Annotated in this window: 17 protein-coding genes, 1 tRNA gene and 2 pseudogenes; 15 read left to right on the top strand and 5 right to left on the bottom strand. The window is 55.7% G+C overall.

The annotated features are described in order from the left end of the window. Positions 1 to 295: 295 nt before the first annotated feature. The 3 genes from IB250_RS28170 to IB250_RS28160 are packed head-to-tail and all read left to right on the top strand — an operon-like array spanning position 296 to position 3,474. Entirely contained in the window at positions 296 to 1,705 is a 1,410-nt protein-coding gene (locus IB250_RS28170; protein ID WP_007902187.1) for a circularly permuted type 2 ATP-grasp protein, read from the top strand. Between the two features lie 12 nt (positions 1,706 to 1,717). Further along, complete coding sequence (locus IB250_RS28165; RefSeq protein WP_010456611.1) at positions 1,718 to 2,668, top strand: alpha-E domain-containing protein; 951 nt, start codon at positions 1,718 to 1,720, stop codon at positions 2,666 to 2,668. Then, complete coding sequence (locus IB250_RS28160) at positions 2,665 to 3,474, top strand: transglutaminase family protein (protein ID WP_048394414.1); 810 nt, start codon at positions 2,665 to 2,667, stop codon at positions 3,472 to 3,474. The genes IB250_RS28165 and IB250_RS28160 overlap by 4 nt, the downstream gene beginning before the upstream one ends. A 139-nt stretch (positions 3,475 to 3,613) precedes the next feature. Here the strand turns inward: IB250_RS28160 and IB250_RS28155 are convergent, their stop codons facing one another. Continuing rightward, positions 3,614 to 4,435 (bottom strand): c-type cytochrome, encoded by an 822-nt coding sequence (locus tag IB250_RS28155; protein ID WP_192347012.1) that lies wholly within the window; start codon positions 4,433 to 4,435, stop codon positions 3,614 to 3,616. Between the two features lie 637 nt (positions 4,436 to 5,072). Between IB250_RS28155 and IB250_RS28150 the strand changes: the two genes are divergently transcribed. The 3 genes from IB250_RS28150 to IB250_RS28140 all read left to right on the top strand — a co-directional run bounded on the left by IB250_RS28150 (position 5,073) and on the right by IB250_RS28140 (position 9,292). After that, positions 5,073 to 6,278 (top strand): acetyl-CoA C-acetyltransferase, encoded by a 1,206-nt coding sequence (locus IB250_RS28150; RefSeq protein ID WP_192346951.1) that lies wholly within the window; start codon positions 5,073 to 5,075, stop codon positions 6,276 to 6,278. 24 nt (positions 6,279 to 6,302) lie between these two features. Then, positions 6,303 to 8,444: a 3-hydroxyacyl-CoA dehydrogenase NAD-binding domain-containing protein gene (locus tag IB250_RS28145; protein WP_192346949.1), complete on the top strand. Its 2,142-nt coding sequence runs from the start codon at positions 6,303 to 6,305 to the stop codon at positions 8,442 to 8,444. Between the two features lie 107 nt (positions 8,445 to 8,551). Beyond that, entirely contained in the window at positions 8,552 to 9,292 is a 741-nt protein-coding gene (locus tag IB250_RS28140; protein WP_192346947.1) for an amidotransferase, read from the top strand. Between the two features lie 94 nt (positions 9,293 to 9,386). On the opposite strand, the gene IB250_RS28135 is transcribed toward IB250_RS28140, so the two are convergent. The 3 genes from IB250_RS28135 to IB250_RS28125 all read right to left on the bottom strand — a co-directional run bounded on the left by IB250_RS28135 (position 9,387) and on the right by IB250_RS28125 (position 12,131). Continuing rightward, complete coding sequence (locus IB250_RS28135) at positions 9,387 to 10,358, bottom strand: magnesium and cobalt transport protein CorA (protein WP_192346945.1); 972 nt, start codon at positions 10,356 to 10,358, stop codon at positions 9,387 to 9,389. Positions 10,359 to 10,504: 146 nt separating this feature from the next. Further along, on the bottom strand, positions 10,505 to 11,227 hold the full coding sequence (locus IB250_RS28130) for a lysophospholipid acyltransferase family protein (protein ID WP_192346943.1): 723 nt from the start codon (positions 11,225 to 11,227) through the stop codon (positions 10,505 to 10,507). 214 nt (positions 11,228 to 11,441) lie between these two features. Continuing rightward, positions 11,442 to 12,131 (bottom strand): crotonase/enoyl-CoA hydratase family protein, encoded by a 690-nt coding sequence (locus IB250_RS28125; protein ID WP_123496361.1) that lies wholly within the window; start codon positions 12,129 to 12,131, stop codon positions 11,442 to 11,444. Between the two features lie 308 nt (positions 12,132 to 12,439). Between IB250_RS28125 and IB250_RS28120 the strand changes: the two genes are divergently transcribed. From IB250_RS28120 to IB250_RS28110, 4 genes are all read left to right on the top strand, one after another. Then, positions 12,440 to 12,529: transfer RNA gene (locus IB250_RS28120), tRNA-Ser, on the top strand. 175 nt (positions 12,530 to 12,704) lie between these two features. Continuing rightward, positions 12,705 to 12,920, top strand: coding sequence for a hypothetical protein (locus tag IB250_RS29180; protein WP_412548360.1), 216 nt, complete (start codon positions 12,705 to 12,707; stop codon positions 12,918 to 12,920). Between the two features lie 212 nt (positions 12,921 to 13,132). Continuing rightward, positions 13,133 to 15,106, top strand: coding sequence for an NACHT domain-containing protein (locus tag IB250_RS28115; protein ID WP_192346941.1), 1,974 nt, complete (start codon positions 13,133 to 13,135; stop codon positions 15,104 to 15,106). Between the two features lie 538 nt (positions 15,107 to 15,644). Further along, positions 15,645 to 15,827: a hypothetical protein gene (locus IB250_RS28110; protein WP_192346939.1), complete on the top strand. Its 183-nt coding sequence runs from the start codon at positions 15,645 to 15,647 to the stop codon at positions 15,825 to 15,827. Here the strand turns inward: IB250_RS28110 and IB250_RS28105 are convergent. Then, positions 15,824 to 16,079, bottom strand: a pseudogene (locus IB250_RS28105) (Fis family transcriptional regulator). The gene IB250_RS28110 and the pseudogene IB250_RS28105 overlap by 4 nt on opposite strands. 51 nt (positions 16,080 to 16,130) lie before the next feature. Between IB250_RS28105 and IB250_RS28100 the strand changes: the two are divergent. The 5 genes and pseudogenes from IB250_RS28100 to IB250_RS28085 all read left to right on the top strand — a co-directional run. After that, a pseudogene (locus IB250_RS28100) lies at positions 16,131 to 16,540 on the top strand (serine hydrolase); the annotation flags it as partial. A 150-nt stretch (positions 16,541 to 16,690) separates the two neighbouring features. After that, positions 16,691 to 17,011 (top strand): YbjQ family protein, encoded by a 321-nt coding sequence (locus tag IB250_RS28095; RefSeq protein WP_007902143.1) that lies wholly within the window; start codon positions 16,691 to 16,693, stop codon positions 17,009 to 17,011. 144 nt (positions 17,012 to 17,155) lie between these two features. Next, entirely contained in the window at positions 17,156 to 17,350 is a 195-nt protein-coding gene (locus IB250_RS28780) for a hypothetical protein (RefSeq protein ID WP_008072999.1), read from the top strand. Positions 17,351 to 17,698: 348 nt separating this feature from the next. Next, positions 17,699 to 18,064 carry a bacteriocin gene (locus IB250_RS28090; protein WP_192346936.1) on the top strand — a complete coding sequence of 122 codons (366 nt, stop codon included), beginning with the start codon at positions 17,699 to 17,701 and terminating at the stop codon, positions 18,062 to 18,064. 187 nt (positions 18,065 to 18,251) lie between these two features. After that, positions 18,252 to 18,677 carry a glycine zipper domain-containing protein gene (locus IB250_RS28085; protein WP_123496365.1) on the top strand — a complete coding sequence of 142 codons (426 nt, stop codon included), beginning with the start codon at positions 18,252 to 18,254 and terminating at the stop codon, positions 18,675 to 18,677. Positions 18,678 to 18,844: the final 167 nt, after the last annotated feature.

The following is an 18,844-nucleotide window of genomic DNA, read 5'->3' as shown; positions in this document are numbered from 1 at the left end:
AAAACAAAAAAAACCGCCTGAGCAGGCGGCTAAAGGGAAGTTTCGGTCAGGTTTTCCAGCGAATGCGCGGATTATCCGCATCGCCCCTCGGGCAGTGAAATCAACTCTGGCTATGCTGCTGATAGGCGACAGCATTGCTTCGCCATGAAGCGGGGGCAATCAGGTTGGGGCATTTACCGCACAGAATTGGTGCGGTGTGTGTTACGTCATTATCCAACTGATTGATATCAAAGCGTTTATGCCGATGGCACGGGCCTTGCGAAGGTCTGGATGTCCGGGTGACAAGGAGTACGGCATGATCCGCACCTATTTTGATGAGATGTACGATGCCGGCGGCCAGGTCCGCCCGCATTATCGGGAGTTTGCCCGTTGGCTGGCCGAAACGCCTGACGAGCTTTTGGCACAACGGCGACGCGAGGCCGATCTGTTATTTCATCGTGCCGGGATTACATTCACGCTCTATGGTGATGAGCAAGGGACAGAGCGCCTGATTCCCTTCGACACCATTCCCCGCAGTATCCCCGCCAGTGAATGGCGGGTCGTCGAGCGCGGCTGCATTCAGCGGGTCAAGGCATTGAACATGTTCCTTGCCGATCTCTATCACGAGCAGCGCATCATCAAGGCCGGCATCATCCCGGCCGAGCAAGTGCTGGCCAACGAGCAATACCAGTTGGCGATGCAGGGGCTGGATCTGCACCGCGATATCTATTCGCACATTTCCGGCGTCGACCTGGTGCGCGATGGCGACGGCACGTACTACGTGCTCGAAGACAATCTTCGTACCCCCAGCGGCGTGAGCTACATGCTCGAAGATCGCAAGATGATGATGCGATTGTTCCCCGAATTGTTCGCAGCCCAGCGCATCGCGCCGATCGACCACTATCCGAACCTGTTGCTCGACACCTTGAAAAGCTCCAGCCCGATCGACAACCCGAGCGTGGTGGTACTGACGCCGGGTCGCTTCAACAGCGCGTTTTTCGAGCATGCATTTCTGGCCCGGGAAATGGGTGTCGAACTGGTGGAAGGCGCGGACCTGTTCGTGCGTGATGACAAGGTGTTCATGCGCACCACGGACGGGCCGAAAGCTGTCGACGTGATCTATCGTCGCCTCGACGATGCCTTCCTCGATCCGTTGGCGTTCAACCCGGACTCGATGCTCGGCGTTCCAGGTCTGCTGTCGTCCTACCGTTCCGGCAACGTGGTGCTGGCGAATGCCATCGGCACCGGGGTCGCGGATGACAAGTCGGTGTACCCCTTCGTCACGGACATGATTCGTTTCTATCTGGATGAAGAGCCGATCCTGAAGAACGTACCGACATGGCAGTGTCGTAATCCCTCTGAGCTGTCCCACGTGCTGGCCAATCTTCCAGAACTGGTGGTCAAGGAAACCCAGGGCTCCGGTGGTTACGGAATGCTGGTGGGGCCGGCGGCGACGGCGGCGGAAATCGAATCTTTCCGTGAGCGGATCAAAGCCAAGCCCCACGCGTACATCGCCCAACCGACGTTGTCTTTATCGACCTGTCCGACCTTTGTCGAAAACGGCATCGCTCCACGCCATATCGACCTGCGTCCGTTTGTATTGTCTGGCCGCGAAACCCGGGTTGTGCCCGGCGGTTTGACCCGTGTCGCCTTGCGCGAAGGCTCCCTGGTGGTGAACTCCTCCCAGGGCGGCGGAACCAAGGACACCTGGGTGGTCGAGGATTGAAGGAAGCCTGTCATGTTAAGTAGAACTGCCTCGGATCTGTATTGGATGTCGCGTTACCTGGAGCGGGCCGAAAACCTCGCACGGATGCTCGACATCAGTTATTCGCTGTCACTGATGCCTCAGGACGGTCGTGGCGACGGCTTGCACGAACTCGCCATGCCGTTGCTGATCACCGGCACTCTGGACGATTACCTGGAGCGCCACGGCGATCTGCATGCCGAACGGCTGCTGCATTTTTTCGCCCTGGATGCGGCCAACCCGGCGAGCATCTACAGCTGCCTCGGTGCCGCGCGAGCCAGCGCCCATGCGGTGCGTGGGCGAATCACCGCTGACATGTGGGAAAACATCAACGCCACCTGGCTGGAGATTCGCGGGATCGCCGAGCAGGGCTTGAGTCGCTACGGCATGAGCCGTTTCTGTGAGTGGATCAAGGAACGTTCCCACCTGTTCCGCGGCGCCTCCTACGGCACCATCATGCGTAACGACGCGTTCCGCTTCATTCGTCTGGGCACCTTTATCGAAAGGGCTGACAACACCTTGCGTCTGCTCGACGCCCGTTACGAAATGGCCGGCGATCAGGCCGAAGCGGTCAGCGACGGCACGGCTCACGCCTATTATCAGTGGAGCGCCTTGCTGCGGGCCTTGTCGTCGTTTGAGGCTTACACCGAGATTTACCGCGACGCCCCCGGCGCCCGGCACGTGGCCGAGTTGTTGCTGCTGCGCGCCGACGTGCCGCGATCGCTGCGGGCCTGCACCGAAGAAATCGACCAGATCCTCGCCCAATTGCCGGGAGCCAACGGCCGTCCCGCGCAACGCCTGGCCGCAGAAATGGACGCACGCCTGCGCTACACCGGTATCAACGAAATCCTCGACGAAGGCCTGCATGCCTGGCTGACCGAGTTCATCCCGCTGGTGCGCCAGTTGGGCAACGCCATACACAGTTCCTACCTGGAGGCTGCATGAGACTTTCCATTAGCCACGAGACCACCTATCACTACGAAGATCAGGTGCGGGCGAGCATCCAGTACCTGCGACTGACCCCTCACGACAGCGAGCGCCAACACGTGCTCAGCTGGCAGCTCGACCTGCCACGCCCGGTGCGCGCGCAACTCGATCCGTTCGGCAACATTCTGCATGTGCTGACCCTGGACGAACCTCACGAAGCGATCATCATCGGCGCCCGAGGGCAGGTGGACATCGACGAACTGCGCGAAGCCGAACATGAAAGCCAGTCGGCGCTGCCGTTCCTGCGCTTCACGCGCCTGACCGAGGCCGACGAAGCGCTGCGCGCATTCGCCGAGAAGGCCTGCAAACAACGCCGGGATCGTACGGCGCTGATCGATTTGATGCATGGCCTGAACCAGCACATGACCTACACGCCGGGTTCCACGGAAGTAGACACCAGTGCCGCGCAGGCCTTCGCGGGGCGCTCGGGCGTCTGTCAGGACCACACCCACGCGTTTCTCGCCTGCGCTCGCAGCCTGGGCATTCCTTCGCGTTATGTGTCGGGCTATTTGTACAGCGAGAACAGCGAACACCTGGCCAGTCACGCCTGGGCGGAAGCCTGGCTGGATGACGCCTGGTACAGCTTCGACGTGACCAATGAACTGGCGCGGCCCGAGCGTCACCTGAAACTGGCGGTGGGCCTGGATTATCTCGACGCCTGCCCGGTACGCGGCATGCGTCGTGGTGGCGGGTGCGAGCAGATGCATGCGAAGGTGTTTGTCTCGCCGACGCCAGCGCCGGTGATTTCGGTGCAACAGCAGTAACCTGCCACCGATCGTTCCCACGCTCTGCGTGGGAATGCCTCCACGGACGCTCCGCGTTCGGCTTTGGATGTGACGCAGAGCGTCACGGGCGCATTCCCACGCGGAGCGTGGGAACGATCACTGACAGGGAGGGATGTCTTCAGGGCTTCACCTTGCGCCCCGCCATATGCTTCAAATACCCCACCAACAACTCCAGATCCCCCTCCGGTAATACCGTCGTCGCGAACGCCGGCATCTTCGCCTGTGGCCACTGACGCAAGCTCTGCGGATCACGAATGTAGCGCTTGAGGAAATCCGCGCCGAAATACTCGGTCGGGTTGAACGGAATATTCAGGTCCGGCCCGAACTGCGCATCCCCCGCGCCGTTGAGTCGATGGCAGGCCAGGCAGTTCTTCTGAAACAGCGCAAAACCCTTGTTTACCGGATCATCCGCCTTCAGCGCAGGATCGGGCAGCAGGGCAGGGAAGCGCTCGGCCACCGGGGCCATGCGCTTGATGCTCGCGACTTCGAACGGCCATTGCTCGGGGCTGATATTGCCCGTTTGCGGATCGGTCCAGACCAGATAAAACGGTCCCGCACTGTGCTTGCCCTCTGACAACGGTGGCCACGGCTTGGCCGGGTCTTCAATCGCCAGCCAGGCCCGCGCGCCTTGGGTATTGAGCAACGGTGCGGCGGCCAGTTCGGCGGCAAAACCGTCCAGGGCCACGGCTTGCAGATGATCGTCAGACTTGATGCCCGTCAACAACGCCGCCAACGGCACGGCGCGATAGCTCATGTCCCGTTTGTAGGAAACGTCGTTGGTGATCGTGATGGTCTGAACCTGAGGATGCTTGAGCAATTGCTCGGTCTGCCAGGTGCGAGAACTCGCGCCCAGCTCCAGATTCAGCTGTGCGGCAGACAGAGGCATGCTGAGCAGCAAGGCCCCAAACACAATGAGCGCTTTCAAGTGATCGCCGTCCATGTCGTGGATGTGCCGCAAAGGTTGGCACAGCCACGCCGGCTCGGATAGCGAGCCAATCACGTTTTTATCAGGCGAAATGAAAACCCTGATGCTCGATCAGCCAATCACCTTGGTCAGGTTCGGCAAAATCAACAACAGTGTAGTGGCGAATAGAATGAGCCCGGCTTGACGAACTTTCGAATGCTTGAACATGGCTTGACCGCCTTTTTTGTTATTTCCTGATGCCTGCCTGCCTATCTCCATGACGGCAGAGCGCTGCACTTCCTTGTATGACGAGTGCCTCGGCAAAACCCGACGACAACTTCGTACAGGTTTACCTTAGGGCCCGCGTCACGATTGGCTTAGATCCATTTCGTATGTGCTGAGCACTTATCGCTTTTAAAAAGGTATGAGGCTTATGGCCAGCTTCTTGGGCGCCCGTTTGCTAGACAGCTTGGTGATGGGAATCGGTTTATCCGATAGCAGACTACCGTTCGTCTGAGCGTGACCGTCAACGCCAATGAGCACTGTGGTCATTGAATCCACGGCTGCTGGGCATAAGGTGAGGGCATAAAGATCAGGGTCACACGGTCTCCTGTAGGAGCCGCCGAAGGCTGCGATCTTTTGATCTTCATTCACCACCAGGTTCGAGGACGTCATGACCCAGGCTTTGATATTCGACGCGTTACGCACGCCCCGTGGTAAAGGCAAGGCCAATGGCGCCTTGCACAGCGTCAAGCCAGTGAATCTGGTCGCCGGGCTGCTGACGGCGCTGCAGCAGCGCACGTCTCTGGACACCAGTCAGGTCGATGATGTGGTGCTCGGCTGCGTGACGCCCATCGGCGATCAGGGTTCCGACATCGCCAAGACCGCCACGCAGGTGGCCGATTGGGACGTCAGCGTGGCCGGTATGCAGCTCAATCGCTTCTGCGCGTCGGGTCTGGAAGCGGTGAACCTCGGCGCGATGAAAGTGCGTTCCGGCTTCGAAGACCTGGTGGTAGTCGGTGGCGTCGAATCGATGTCCCGCGTGGCCATGGGCAGCGATGGCGGGGCTTGGGCGCTGGACCCGGAAACCAATTTGCACAACCACTTCACGCCCCAGGGCGTGGGTGCGGACCTGATCGCCACGATTGAAGGTTTCAGCCGTCAGGACGTCGATGCCTTCGCGTTGCACTCTCAACAGAAGGCAGCGCGGGCGCGGGCGAATGGTTCATTCAACAAGTCGCTGGTGCCGGTGCAAGACCAGAACGGCATCATTCTGCTCGATCACGATGAGTTCATTCGTGCCGAATCGACGATGGAAGGCCTGGGCAAGCTCAAGCCGAGTTTCGAAATGATCGGGCAAATGGGCTTCGACGCCACTGCATTGCGGGTTTACAGCCAAGTGGAGCGGATTAACCACGTTCATACGCCGGGCAACAGCTCCGGGATCGTCGATGGCGCAGCGCTGATGCTGATCGGCTCCGAAGCGAAGGGCCGGGCGCTGGGTTTGCAGCCCCGGGCGCGAATCGTCGCCACGGCGGTCACCAGCACTGACCCGACCATCATGCTCACCGGCCCCGCGCCGGCGACCCGCAAGGCGCTGGCCAAGGCCGGGCTACGGGTCGAAGATGTCGACCTGTTCGAAGTCAATGAAGCGTTCGCCTCGGTGGTGCTCAAGTTCATCAAGGACATGGCCATCGACCCCGACAAGGTCAACGTCAACGGCGGCTCCATCGCCATGGGCCACCCGCTCGGCGCCACCGGCTGCGCGATTCTCGGCACGCTGCTCGATGAATTGGAAACCCGGCGCCTGCGCTATGGCCTGGCGACATTGTGTGTCGGCGGCGGCATGGGCATTGCCACCATCATCGAACGCCTCTGAGCCCTGACTTCAAGGAACATTGCCATGACCCAAGCCATCCGTTACGAAAAGGGCCAGGACCAGATCGTCGTCCTGACCATCGACATGCCGGGCCAGAGTGCCAACACCATGAACGCGGTCTACCGCGACGCCATGGCCACCTGCGTCGCCCGACTGGTCGCCGACAAGGACGCCATTGGTGTGATCATCACCTCGGCCAAGAAGACCTTCTTCGCCGGCGGCGACCTCAATGAACTGATCAAGGTCGGCAAACCCGAAGCCAAAGCCTTTTACGACATGGTGCTGACACTCAAGGGCCAACTGCGCACCCTGGAAACCCTCGGCAAACCGGTGGTCGCTGCGATCAATGGCGCAGCGCTCGGTGGCGGTTGGGAAATCTGTCTGGCCTGTCATCACCGCGTCGCGCTGGACAACCCGTCGGTGCTGCTGGGTCTGCCGGAAGTCACTCTTGGCCTGTTGCCGGGCGGCGGCGGGGTAGTGCGCATGGTCCGCATGCTGGGCATCGAAAAAGCTCTGCCGTATTTGCTTGAAGGCAAGAAAATCCGCCCGCAACAGGCGTTGCAGGCGCGGTTGATCGACGAGTTGGCCGCCGATCGCGATGAACTGATGGCCAAGGCGCGGGCGTGGATTGTCGATCACCCGGTCGCTGTGCAGCGCTGGGACGTGAAGGGTTATCAGATTCCTGGCGGCACGCCGTCGGATCCCAAGCTCGCGCCGATGCTGGCCATCACGCCATCGATTCTGCGCAGCAAAACCCAGGGCTGCCTGCCCGCGCCGGAGAAAATTCTCTGTGCTGCGGTGGAAGGCGCCCAGGTGGATTTTGATACGGCGCACCTGATCGAAACCCGCTACTTCACCGAGCTGACCACCGGCCAGGTGTCAAAAAACCTCATTGGCACGTTCTGGTTTCAGCTCAATGAAATCAATGCCGGCGGCTCGCGGCCCCAAGGCATAGCGCCTTATGTGACGAAGAAAGTCGGCGTGCTCGGCGCCGGGATGATGGGCGCGGGCATCGCATTCGTCAGCGCATCGGCCGGCATCGACGTGGTGCTCAAAGACATCAACCTCGCCGCGGCAGAGAAGGGCAAGGCCCACTCGGCGGCGTTGCTGGACAAGAAGGTTGCGCGTGGTCAGTTAACCCGGGAGCAGCGCGAGGATATTTTGGCGCGAATCCATGCCACCGAAAACGATGCGGATCTGGCCGGTTGCGATCTGATCATTGAAGCGGTGTTTGAAGATCGCGAACTGAAGGCCAGGGTCTCATCAGCCGCGCAAACCGTTGTCGGGTCGGATGCGGTCATCGCCTCCAACACCTCGACCTTGCCGATCAGCGGCCTGGCCACCGCTGTGCCGGACCAGACGAAATTCATCGGCCTGCATTTCTTCAGTCCTGTGGAGAAAATGCCGCTGGTGGAAATCATCAAAGGTGCCCATACCAGCGATGAAACCCTGGCTCGCGGTTTCGATTTCGTCCTGCAAATCAAGAAAACCCCGATTGTGGTCAACGACAGTCGCGGCTTCTTCACGTCGCGGGTGTTCGGCACCTTCACCAACGAAGGCATCGCCATGCTTGGCGAAGGTGTGAGCGCGCCGATGATCGAGACCGAAGCGCGCAAGGCCGGTATGCCTGTCGGACCTCTGGCGATTTCCGACGAAGTTTCCCTCAGCCTCATGAGCCATATCCGCGAACAAACCGCCAAAGACCTGCGAGCAGAAGGGAAACCGCTGATTGAGCACCCGGCGTTCGCCGTGATTGACTTGCTGCTCAAGGAATACAAGCGTCCGGGCAAGGCCGCTGGAGGTGGTTTCTACGATTACCCGGCCACAGGGCAGAAGCATTTGTGGCCAGAGCTGAAAACCCGCTTCGAGAAAGCCGATGGGCAGATTTCACCGAAGGACATACGCGATCGACTGCTGTTCGTCCAAGCCATCGAAACCGTGCGCTGCATGGAAGAGGGCGTGCTGACCTCGACGGCGGATGCCAACGTTGGCTCGATCTTCGGCATCGGCTTCGCGGCCTGGACCGGCGGTGCGCTGCAGTTCATCAATCAGTACGGCGTGAAAGACTTCGTCGCCCGCGCCCAGTACCTGGCTGAGCAGTACGGCGAGCGCTTCACACCGCCTGCGCTGCTGCTGGAGAAAGCCGCCAAAGACGCGTTGTTCTAAGGGACGTTCTAAGGGACCGATGACGCGCTCCGGGGCTTGCCTTGCCACGGTGTTTCAAGGCAGGCTCTGGGGTGTGCATTATTCCCTTCATGTGTCAGGTATTTTTTATGTCGTTACGCATCTGCATTCTGGAAACCGACATCCTGCGTCCGGAACTCGTCGATCAATATCAGGGTTACGGGCAGATGTTCCAGCGTCTGTTTTCGCAGCAACCCATCGCTGCCGAGTTCACCGTGTACAACGTGATGCAGGGCGATTATCCCAGCGATGATCAGATCTTTGATGCGTATCTGGTCACCGGTAGCAAGGCCGATTCCTTCGGCACCGACCCGTGGATTGAAACCCTCAAGACCTACCTGCTGGACCGCTACCAGCGCGGCGACAAACTGCTGGGCGTGTGCTTCGGCCATCAGTTGCTGGCGCTGTTGTTGGGCGGCAAGAGCGAGCGGGCGACCCAGGGTTGGGGCGTAGGCACCCATAGCTACAAACTCGCCGCCAAGGCGCCGTGGATGAGCCCACTGAGGGAAGAGCTGACGCTGCTGATCAGCCATCAGGATCAGGTCACCGCGCTACCGGAAAACGCTACGGTGATTGCTTCGAGTGATTTTTGCCCGTTCGCTGCGTACCACATCAACGATCAGGTGCTGTGCTTCCAGGGGCATCCGGAGTTCATTCACGATTACTCACGGGCGTTGCTGGATATTCGTCAGGAAGCGCTGGGCGAGCAGATTTATTCGAAAGGTATGGCCAGTCTTGAACACGAGCATCACGGCACGACCGTCGCAGAGTGGATGATGCGGTTTGTGGCGCACAAGCCTGAGGGTGAGGGTGAGTCGGTTAAGCCTTAAAGGCTTCGCGGGCAAGCCTCGCTCCTACAGGAGGTTCGGTGTTCTTGTAGGAGCGAGGCTTGCCCGCGAATTCGTTCAGACGCCTCAGTCCTGACTACAACCATCCCGACCGCTTGAAACTCGCCCACAAACCGACACACCCAATAGTAATAAACCCCAACACCCCGAAATACCCGTAATGCCAACTCAACTCTGGCATGTCCTCGAAGTTCATCCCGTAAATCCCCGCTATCGCCGTCGGGAACGCCAGAATCGCCGCCCACGCCGCGAACTTGCGCTGCACCACGCTCTGGCGTGACGCCTCCAGCAACACCCCGACCTCGATGGTCTGGCTGGCAATGTCCGCCAGGGTCGTCAGGTCTTCCATCTGCCGCGTGACATGAATCTGCACGTCGCGGAAATACGGGCGCATGTTCTTGTCGATGAACGGAAAGCTCAGCTTTTGCAGTTCCTCACCGATCTCCACCATGGGTGCCGCAAACCGGCGCAAGCGCAATACATCGCGGCGAAGGCCGTGGAGTTTCTGGATATCGCGCTCGTTCAGTGAACCGCAGAGGACATTGCTCTCCAGCTCATCGATCTCGGCATGAATCGCTTCGCCCATCGGCTGGTAGTTTTCAATCACGAAGTCGAGAATGGCATAGAGTACGAAATCCTCCCCATGCTCCAACAACAGCGGCCGCGCCTCACAGCGCTGTCGGACGTACGCGTAGGACGCCGAATGTCCATTGCGTGCGGTAATGATGTAACCCTTGCCGGCGAAGATATGAGTCTCGATGAACTGCAGTTTGCCTTCATTGCGGATTGGCGAATACGTGACGATAAACAGCGCGTCGCCGAACGTCTCCAGCTTCGGTCGGCTGTGTTTTTCCAGGGCATCTTCGATCGCCAGTTCATGCAGGTTGAACTGACGTTGCAGGTTGAACAGCTCTTCGGCGTTCGGCTCTTCCAGACCAATCCAGACAAAGTGGCCGGGCTTGGCAGCCCAGGCAGCGCCTTCGTCGAGCGTGATATTGGTGACCTTCTTACCGGCACTGTAAACCGCAGCAGCAACGACTCTACCCATGATTTTGGTTCACTTCTTATTAGCGCTTTGTATTAGCAAAAATGCAGTGGCAAGCAGGATTCAGCTTAACCTTGTCTGCTGCTTGAGAGTCAGCAAAATCTGTAGAGTTCGCAGGCAAAAGAAAACCCGCACAGGGCGGGTTTCTTTCAGGCGGTCTGCAGTTGCCGATCCATCGAGTCGATGCACTCGCGCATCTGCTCACGGCACTGGGCGATCAGCATCGGCATGTCATCCAGACTCAATCCAGCCGTAGGAATCGCCGGCAGCGAACGGATCAGAATTTTCCCACTGCGCCAGCGGTTCAATCGCATGTGTTTGACGTAACTGCTGACACACACCGGAACAATCGGCACGCCCGCGGCAATCGCCATCTGGAACGCACCTTTTTTGAACGGCAGCAGTTCTTCGCCGAGGTTGCGCGTGCCTTCGGGGAAAACCCAGATCGAGGTGTCTTCATGCTGCAAGGTGCGAGTCGTGGTCAGCATCGACTGGCGTGCCTTGTGTGCATTGCCGCGGTCAATCAACACATTGCCGGCCAACCAGAACAACTGCCCGAACAAAGGCACCCACTTCAGGCTCTTCTTGCCAATGCACACGGTGCGGCGGGGCACCACGTTGCCGAACACAAACAGATCGTAGTTGGACTGGTGGTTGGCAATGATCACGCAGCTGTCAGGCTTATCCATTAACGGCCCGACGTCGGTCTTCACCCGCAAACGCAGAATGCACATCGCCGGCCACGCATACAGACGTGCGCATAAACGGCTGTTGTCCGGATTGAACGGTCGGCACAGACCGAGAATCACACCAAGCATGCCGGCCAGAATAAAGTGCAAGCCCATCAATAACATACGAAACACAAACAGCATTTAAAGGGCCCACCGGGACAAAAGGTGGCGCAGTGTACGGATGTGCACTGTTTTCGGCAATTGCCGCTATAGAAGTGGGAGATAGCCGATGTTTGAGCGCTTGTTTCCGACTTATGGGTCAGATGCGGTTTAGAGCGGTTGTAAGGTTTTGAACCAGACACGCAAGAAAAAGCCCGACACGACGGTCGGGCTTTTCGGTACAGCGCGTTCGGGCTTAACCCATATGCTCCTGATCCAGGATGATCGCGTTGTCCAGCGTCTCCAGCAACGCCTTGCGCACTTTGAGCTTGGTGTTTTTATGGGCGGTCATGTTGAGCTTCTTCAACTGACGAGCCGCCGCCAGCGCTGCGCCTTGCAGCTCTTCGGCCGACACCACCAGATCAAGGAAACCGGCATCCACAGCACTCTGTGGATTGAACATCTCGGCATTAATCACCGCGCGATGAAACGCCGACTTGCGCAGACGATCACGCGCCAGCTCGATACCGGCATGGTGCATGGTCATGCCGATCTGCACTTCATTCAGACCAATGCTGAACGGGCCATCGACACCAATGCGGTAGTCGGCCGACAACAAAATAAACGCACCCTTGGCCACCGCATGCCCAGGGCACGCCACAACCACCGGGAACGGGTGCGACAGCAGGCGACGAGCCAGCGTCGAACCGGCAGCCACCAGTGCAATCGCCTCTTTAGGGCCGGCCGTCATCACCTTCAAGTCATAACCACCCGAAAAAATGCCCGGCTGACTGGTAATGATCACCACCGCCCGATCCGCCACTGCCCGATCCAGCGCAGCGTTAAACGCAACAATCACATCCGGTGAGATGGCATTGACCTTGCCATTGCTCAAGGTCAGGGTCGCGATACCGTCTTCGAGATGGTAAGAAATCAACTCACTCATGACGCCAATCCTTCTAATAAAGTAGGGCAGACGTTACCCACCGCCGTAGGCCAGGTAAAGCGCCGTGACTGACCACCCGGTCACCCTTTTCCCCTCCCGGGAAGCGTTGCCGGCCACGCCAGCCGCGCATTCCCCTCTATATAGAAGAGGGCGCGAAGCCAGAGATTGGCGGGTTTGCCATGGCACGGCACCCAGCGGAACGACTAAATCGCTAACCGCATGAAAATTCTGCAAAAAAAGTTTGCCATCAGAAAAGCTTTCGACTACATTAGCGCGCCTCGACAGACAGAACATGTTTGACGAGATACGGTGAAGTGTCCGAGTGGCTTAAGGAGCACGCCTGGAAAGTGTGTATACAGGAAACTGTATCGAGAGTTCGAATCTCTCCTTCACCGCCACATTTTGAAAACACAAACCCCTGATTTTCCTAGAGAAAGTCGGGGGTTTGTGGTTTTTGGCGTCCAAAAAATGGCCATATGGGACAGATGCGCTTTTTTGGTGCGAAAAAACGCCAAGGAAAGATGTCTGGGCTAATCTGATCTGGCAGGCACGAATTAGCCTTCCTGACCTTTTATTCAAGGACGATCCAAATGCCAAGTAACTCGGATTCCAATATCGCTGCTGCTGCACAACCAGCATGCGCTGGGTGCGGCGATCGAAGAGATCACCCATTGGATTTCAGGGGATGGCGCAGACATTGTTGCCGATAACGCCGTTGCGGCTTTGGGAACACTGGATACAAACGCAAAAGCGATTACAGAGGCGATCATGCGATTACGGCTGTGCTAGGAATCGCTGTGACTGGCATCAAACGGCCAGAAGCAGACATGAGCTTGGGAAATGAATCCTCCGTCACAATACCAATCATGTTAAAAGGACAAATGCATCGTGCGCAGTAAACAGAAGCTCGACAACCACTAGGTAGACAACGATTTCATCATTTAACCGGCGAAGCGAATACGAATTAAAAGAATACTTAAATCGAGCATAAGGAGATCACGATGTCATCAATAGATCAAAAGATAGTTAGTGAAGCAGTAAGGCCGGGGCTGGAACTTATAAATGCAGCATTATCTCCGACTATCGAGAAAGTCAGGAAATGGGCTATAGAAAAAGAATTAAAAGGAAAACTTGATAGCGATGCGCTTTCTCTAATAATCGAGCGCTACCTAATAAAACTTTCAGAACGTGTAAAAGAGATAACGTCCATTACGTTTCCTCAGCTAAAACTAAATATATATGAAGCGTACGAACCACTTTACATGGTACGAAGTACCCACTTCGACACACCCAAGAATTTAATCACCGCTGACGAACTCATTTCTTCCCCGTCAAAACCTATTATCATCGTCGACGGCGCTGGAATGGGAAAGAGTACATTTTCAAAATTTATCGTTGCAAGACTATTATTTAAGTCCGACCGAATCCCAATTCTATTCGATCTTAGAAAATTAGATCCGAAGCTAGACATTACAGATAACGTTGCGACTGAGCTTGACTTTCCTGACGAAAAATTTGACAGGAAGCTTTTTTATCGGCTTTTGAAATTAGGTAAATTTTTCGTAATACTCGACGGTTTTGACGAGACACCAATTGATCACCAGCACTTGCTGGCAAATCAACTGCACGAAATATCAGTAAAAGGTGGGGAAAACGCAATACTTATCACAACTCGCCCTCAAGAAGTAACCCCAGACCTAATCAATGCAACCTCCTTGAAGTTTGCACCATTTACTCTAGAGCAAGCATTATCCTTACTAAACAGATACGATAAAATCTCCGGATTAGATGTCGGAGAGAAACTCAGCAAAGAAATATCTAACGTTCCTTCCAAATTTATCGAAAGCCCACTTTTAGTATCGTTACTATATAGGACCTACGGAATAAACAATTCAATCGCGGATAAAATATCGACATTTTACGACGAAATATATCACGCTCTTTATAAAGGGCATGACTTAATTAATAAAAACGGATACGCCAGGCAAAAAAAATCAGGCCTTGGATTCGAGGATTTTAGAAAGCTGCTTCGAGCTCTTTGTCACTACATGATGCTCAGGATGAAGACCTCATTTAAAAGCCTCAGCGAGGCTGACAGCTTCATCAATAATGCGGCCAAGATAAGCCTAGCTAAACCTAGTTCCACATCAAACTTCTTGGATGATTTGTTTGTCGCCGTTCCTCTTATGCAACGAGATGGTACTGAGTATAAATTCTTCCACAAAACACTATTGGAATACTTTGCTGCGGAATACATAATATTTAACGAATCCAGCCTATCTTTGCTGAAAAAAATATTTGAAAGCCCACTATCTCAATCTTTCGTTAAAGTATTCGAATTTTTAAACGATATGAATCCGGTACTTTTTGAGTCCGTAATAACTCAAAAATTTGCACTGGAGGCGAAAAATTTTCGCCCCAGTGAGAACGAGCAAATCAATGCCATCAATACTTGCCGATTTGTTTATAATTTCAAAATCGGACTTTGGGCTGCCCAAGGAAACTCAGAACCGTTAGAGCAGGAAGACGGAACCTATGTTGATATCCTTTCAAGCGATATACATGATAGCGGTAAGCTGGGTTCTACTCTCTGGAGAAACGGTACGATTAATGGTGTTCGATGTTTTCTTGCTTTTGCATACTCTAACAAGCATGAAAACTTACATCAATTGGCTTGGGAAGCTATAACTTCAGAATTCCCCACTCAACTCAAGTCTTATAGGGAAGACCATATTTTTGATGGATTAGAAAAAATAATACCAATGGGAAAGTGGATTAATCCAACAACCAAAATAATCAAAGATCTATACTCTGAAAACATCGCTATAAAAGAGCTGTTTTTATCGGCTCTAGATGATGAATCTATTAGCGAAACAGCCGGGGCTCGCATGTTAGATGTTGAAAAAATTGATGATCTTCTCGCAAAGATAAAGTCAAGAGCTAGCTTGGATATCGAAATGAAAGATTTCCTATAATAAACTACCGCTGTGTTGCAACCCGACAAGAGGAGTTTTGCGACTGGAATAACCGCCTGTCGGTTTATGTATGGCGGATGTGCGGGCACCGCTTATGGCCGATGCGGCTTTTGCCGATCAATGAATAGAACGCCACTTATGTAAAAAAGGCCCCCCATCAAGCTAGGTGCGGGGGCCTTATTGCACCATCATTCAGAAAGCATTCGAATCTCTCCTTCACCGTCAAATTCGATGTAACCAAAACCCCTGATTTCGAGAGAGGTGAGGGGTTTTGTGGTTTCTGGCGTCTGGATTTCATGCGTGGCGGTATCAGCGAAGGCGCTTTCCGAAATTGATGTAGGACGATTGTTAGGCGTGTGGGAAGCAATGCTGGAAAGCCAGATGGTTGGGGGCTTTCATCGGTTTTGGCACTCATATGAGTCGCACTGTGAGGAGTATTGGTTTTGCGGCTTCAGGGTGCAAAATGACTCAAAGGGCAGCAGACAAGAAGCGCCCCATTATCCGTAACGGATGCTTGCACGTTATGCAGGAATTCCCCATGAAACAGGTCGAACTGAAAAAAGTTCACGTGGAAATCGTCAAGCTGATGGCTGAACAGCGCAAGCTGAACGCCGAAGCTGACAAGATGACCTGTGAAATTTTTTGGTATCCGGTAGGCGTTGCGACTGGCCTGATTGTGACGGTGGCAACTATTACTGCGGTGTTGATCAAGCTTCTCTAGTTCCTACAGGACTCGAGATTAGGGGCTTGGTTTTCCGAGGGGGCAGTGGCCAATGTCATGCCTGAGTCATTTTGATTGAATGCCCGATCCACTGCGGTGCGGCTTGTATGCATCCGCTAGGCAAGGGTTCAGCTTCATGGCCTCAGTAGTTTGCCAGGAAATGACGCGCTGGAGATCTGTGGCAGAAACCTCTTTGGTAAGACCTTGCTCAGCAAGGAAATCATCGAAGTCAGATCCAATATGCTTGTTCAACCTTTGTTCCTCATAGTCTTGCTTTGCGCTGCTTAGCGGTTACCGAGTTTATTTCGGGATGGCTGCTATTTTCAGTTTCTGGCGATGCGCTGGAGTGTCTCGAACTTCCGTCGATTGATGCCAACGATCAACGTCTCACGAGGCCTTGGCGCACTGATTCCATTGGAGTCTGCGTTGCGCAAGGACATCGACGCGATCAATTTCGTGCAGCTCGGCGCGAAGGCGTCGATGACCTGGGACCAATCCCTCGTGGCCACTTACACCGATGGGATTGTGGTGCTGCACCGCGGAAAGGTTGCGAACGTTACTTGGGCGTGCTGAAACGCCAGCACGCGGCGATGTCGGTGACTAAATCCGTGGTCGGCACGCTGGGGGCGATGTTGGTGGCTGAAGGGAGGATCGATGCGAACAATCGTGTCGCCGATTACGTCCCCGAACTATCGGCTTCCGCGTTTGGCGATCCAGTGACATTGCCGGCGTTTGAGTCGTTGGCGCAGTATTTGTCTAGGTCGCCTTGAGTTGTTATCCCCACCCCGACTGATGCTGGGCTTTTTGTTTTCATCATCTCCACACTTGGGAATAATGCATGCCTCTATGAAAAAGGAAATCTCATGATCACCACCACAACCCACACCATCGAAGGCCGGCAAATTACCGCATACCTGGACATCGTCAGCGCCGAGTCGGTGCAGGGCGTCAACGTGATTCGCGATCTGTTCGCTGGCATGCGGGATTTTTTCGGTGGGCGCTCTCAAACGTTGGAGCGAGCATTGAAAGATGCGCGGATTCAGGCGACCGACGAGATCAAGGAACGGGCGCGGGCGCTTCAGGCGGATGCGGTGGTAGGGCTCGATTATGAGATCAGCATGCCGGCCGGCAAGGGTGGAATGGTGGTGGTGTTTGTGACCGGGACGGCGGTCAAGCTGAGGTAGGACGCCGCGCTGGCCATTCGTCGGGCACGTAACAATCTGAATCACAAGTCCGGGAATGACCGACTAGTCTCAAAATCCTGGGTGGTCGATATTTTTCAGGCAAATAGGGCTTGCCGGTATCGACCCGTTGAGAGGAGCGAAGATATGACTGAGCCGTATATCGAAGACGACGGGGCGGAGTTTCCAATCAATAATTGCGTGCAGTGTGGTCAGACGGACTATGTGCCGAGCTTCGGTGAAGACCGTATCAAAATCAACAAAATCAAATCTACGGTACCTCGAACTCGAGGGCCGAAGTCGAAATTCATGCCCAAGCTGGGTGCGCCTTCCAGGAAGTAAACAGTGACTCGTACGAGCCCCGCCATTGAGCGGGGTTTCTTGTTTTTGAAGGGAAAAAAGCATGCTTGGAGGCAATGCGGGGAAATGTCCTACAACATTGCGCGCACTAGTGGTTTTTTTCACAAACTTTTCACACCTGCCTACGTAGTCTCAGCTCATCCGTTAGAAAGCAGTACCCTGGCCCGTCTCCCCAGCGGGCTTTTTTTTGCCTGTCATAAAACCTTTTCCATAAATGCTGTCCAACCGTCGCCAATGACGAGGTTGTTCCGTGTTTGTGTCTGGACTTTGCCTCCTCTAAAGCATTCAATCTCCGGCCTTTCGGTTTCCCCCTTTTTTGAGGTTCTCGTTATGCGTTTGACACTGCCTGCTCTGGTTCTGGGCCTTTTGTTTGCTCAAGGTGCGATGGCTGCCGGTGATGGCACCGCTGCGCTCGGTGGTGGTCTGGGTGGCGCGCTGGGTAATGTGGTCGGTCAGAAAATGGGCGGCAGCACAGGTGCAGCGATTGGTGCCGGCGTAGCGGGCGCAGCTGGCAGTGCTGTTGCAGCACGCAAAGGCAGCCGCACCAAAGCGGCCATCGGCGGCGGTGTCGGCGCGGCGGGCGGTTCGGTGATTGGCAACAGCCTGGGCGGCAAGACTGGCTCCACCATAGGTGCCGGCCTGGGTGGTGCATTGGGCGGCGGCGTGGGCAGCAATCTGTCCAAAAAAGGCCACTGATCCCAAGATGATCCGCTGAAGAAGCCCGGCTCAATGCCGGGCTTCTTCGTTTTGGAACGTTTCTGCAGTATGTGGCTCAAATCTCTTACAGCCGGCATCTGATTTGCTGTTCAACAGACGCAGATGCCAGACTGATGCCTATCCGCGGCACGATCTTCCCCCGATGCGGAAATTAGAGGTTCATATCATGCGTTTGACATTGTCCACGGTGGTTTTAGGACTTTTGATTGCTCAGGGTGCGATGGCTGCCGGCGACGGCACCGCTGCAGTGGGCGGTGGTCTTGGCGGCGCGTTGGGTAACGTGGTCGGCGGTCAACTAGGCGGCAGCACAGGAGCAGCGGTTGGCGCTGGCGTCGGTGGTGCGGCGGGCAGCGCGGTCGGTGCGCGCAAGGGCAGTCGAACAGAAGCGGCTGTTGGCGGCGGTATCGGCGCGGCAGGCGGCTCGGTGATCGGCAATAGTCTGGGCGGCTCCACCGGTTCGACCATTGGCGCTGGCGTGGGCGGTGCAGCCGGTGGCGCGGTGGGCAGCAACCTGGGTAATGACAGCGGCAGCTCGCATTCCGGTGGCGGCAACCACAAACACAAGCATAAAAATAAGTACAAGCATCGCTAACTCGATATCGAGTGACAGTAGAAACCCGGCCCAGTGCCGGGTTTTTCGTTTGTGCGCCAGGCATGGCGCGTTGCGCGTAAGCGCAACCAGCTTGGCTGTGGTGGTCACGCTGGTGACTTGGAGGTGAAAGTCCTCTACACACCCGGCAAGGGGAAGTGTTAGCCAGA

Origin of the sequence: Pseudomonas sp. PDM09 (assembly GCF_014852305.1) — a bacterium.
Lineage (GTDB): Bacteria > Pseudomonadota > Gammaproteobacteria > Pseudomonadales > Pseudomonadaceae > Aquipseudomonas.
The sequence above is the reverse complement of the archived record's forward strand: the minus strand, read 5'-3'. Positions and strand labels throughout refer to the sequence as shown.

Excerpts from the sequence above, each read along its gene's own strand:
- IB250_RS28170 (WP_007902187.1), top strand. The coding sequence starts at position 296 with ATGATCCGCACCTATTTTGATGAGATGTACGATGCCGGCGGCCAGGTC.
- IB250_RS28165 (WP_010456611.1), top strand. The coding sequence starts at position 1,718 with ATGTTAAGTAGAACTGCCTCGGATCTGTATTGGATGTCGCGTTACCTG.
- IB250_RS28160 (WP_048394414.1), top strand. The coding sequence starts at position 2,665 with ATGAGACTTTCCATTAGCCACGAGACCACCTATCACTACGAAGATCAG.
- IB250_RS28155 (WP_192347012.1), bottom strand. The coding sequence starts at position 4,435 with ATGGACGGCGATCACTTGAAAGCGCTCATTGTGTTTGGGGCCTTGCTG.
- IB250_RS28150 (WP_192346951.1), top strand. The coding sequence starts at position 5,073 with ATGACCCAGGCTTTGATATTCGACGCGTTACGCACGCCCCGTGGTAAA.
- IB250_RS28145 (WP_192346949.1), top strand. The coding sequence starts at position 6,303 with ATGACCCAAGCCATCCGTTACGAAAAGGGCCAGGACCAGATCGTCGTC.
- IB250_RS28140 (WP_192346947.1), top strand. The coding sequence starts at position 8,552 with ATGTCGTTACGCATCTGCATTCTGGAAACCGACATCCTGCGTCCGGAA.
- IB250_RS28135 (WP_192346945.1), bottom strand. The coding sequence starts at position 10,358 with ATGGGTAGAGTCGTTGCTGCTGCGGTTTACAGTGCCGGTAAGAAGGTC.
- IB250_RS28130 (WP_192346943.1), bottom strand. The coding sequence starts at position 11,227 with ATGCTGTTTGTGTTTCGTATGTTATTGATGGGCTTGCACTTTATTCTG.
- IB250_RS28125 (WP_123496361.1), bottom strand. The coding sequence starts at position 12,131 with ATGAGTGAGTTGATTTCTTACCATCTCGAAGACGGTATCGCGACCCTG.
- IB250_RS28115 (WP_192346941.1), top strand. The coding sequence starts at position 13,133 with ATGTCATCAATAGATCAAAAGATAGTTAGTGAAGCAGTAAGGCCGGGG.
- IB250_RS28110 (WP_192346939.1), top strand. The coding sequence starts at position 15,645 with ATGAAACAGGTCGAACTGAAAAAAGTTCACGTGGAAATCGTCAAGCTG.
- IB250_RS28095 (WP_007902143.1), top strand. The coding sequence starts at position 16,691 with ATGATCACCACCACAACCCACACCATCGAAGGCCGGCAAATTACCGCA.
- IB250_RS28780 (WP_008072999.1), top strand. The coding sequence starts at position 17,156 with ATGACTGAGCCGTATATCGAAGACGACGGGGCGGAGTTTCCAATCAAT.
- IB250_RS28090 (WP_192346936.1), top strand. The coding sequence starts at position 17,699 with ATGCGTTTGACACTGCCTGCTCTGGTTCTGGGCCTTTTGTTTGCTCAA.
- IB250_RS28085 (WP_123496365.1), top strand. The coding sequence starts at position 18,252 with ATGCGTTTGACATTGTCCACGGTGGTTTTAGGACTTTTGATTGCTCAG.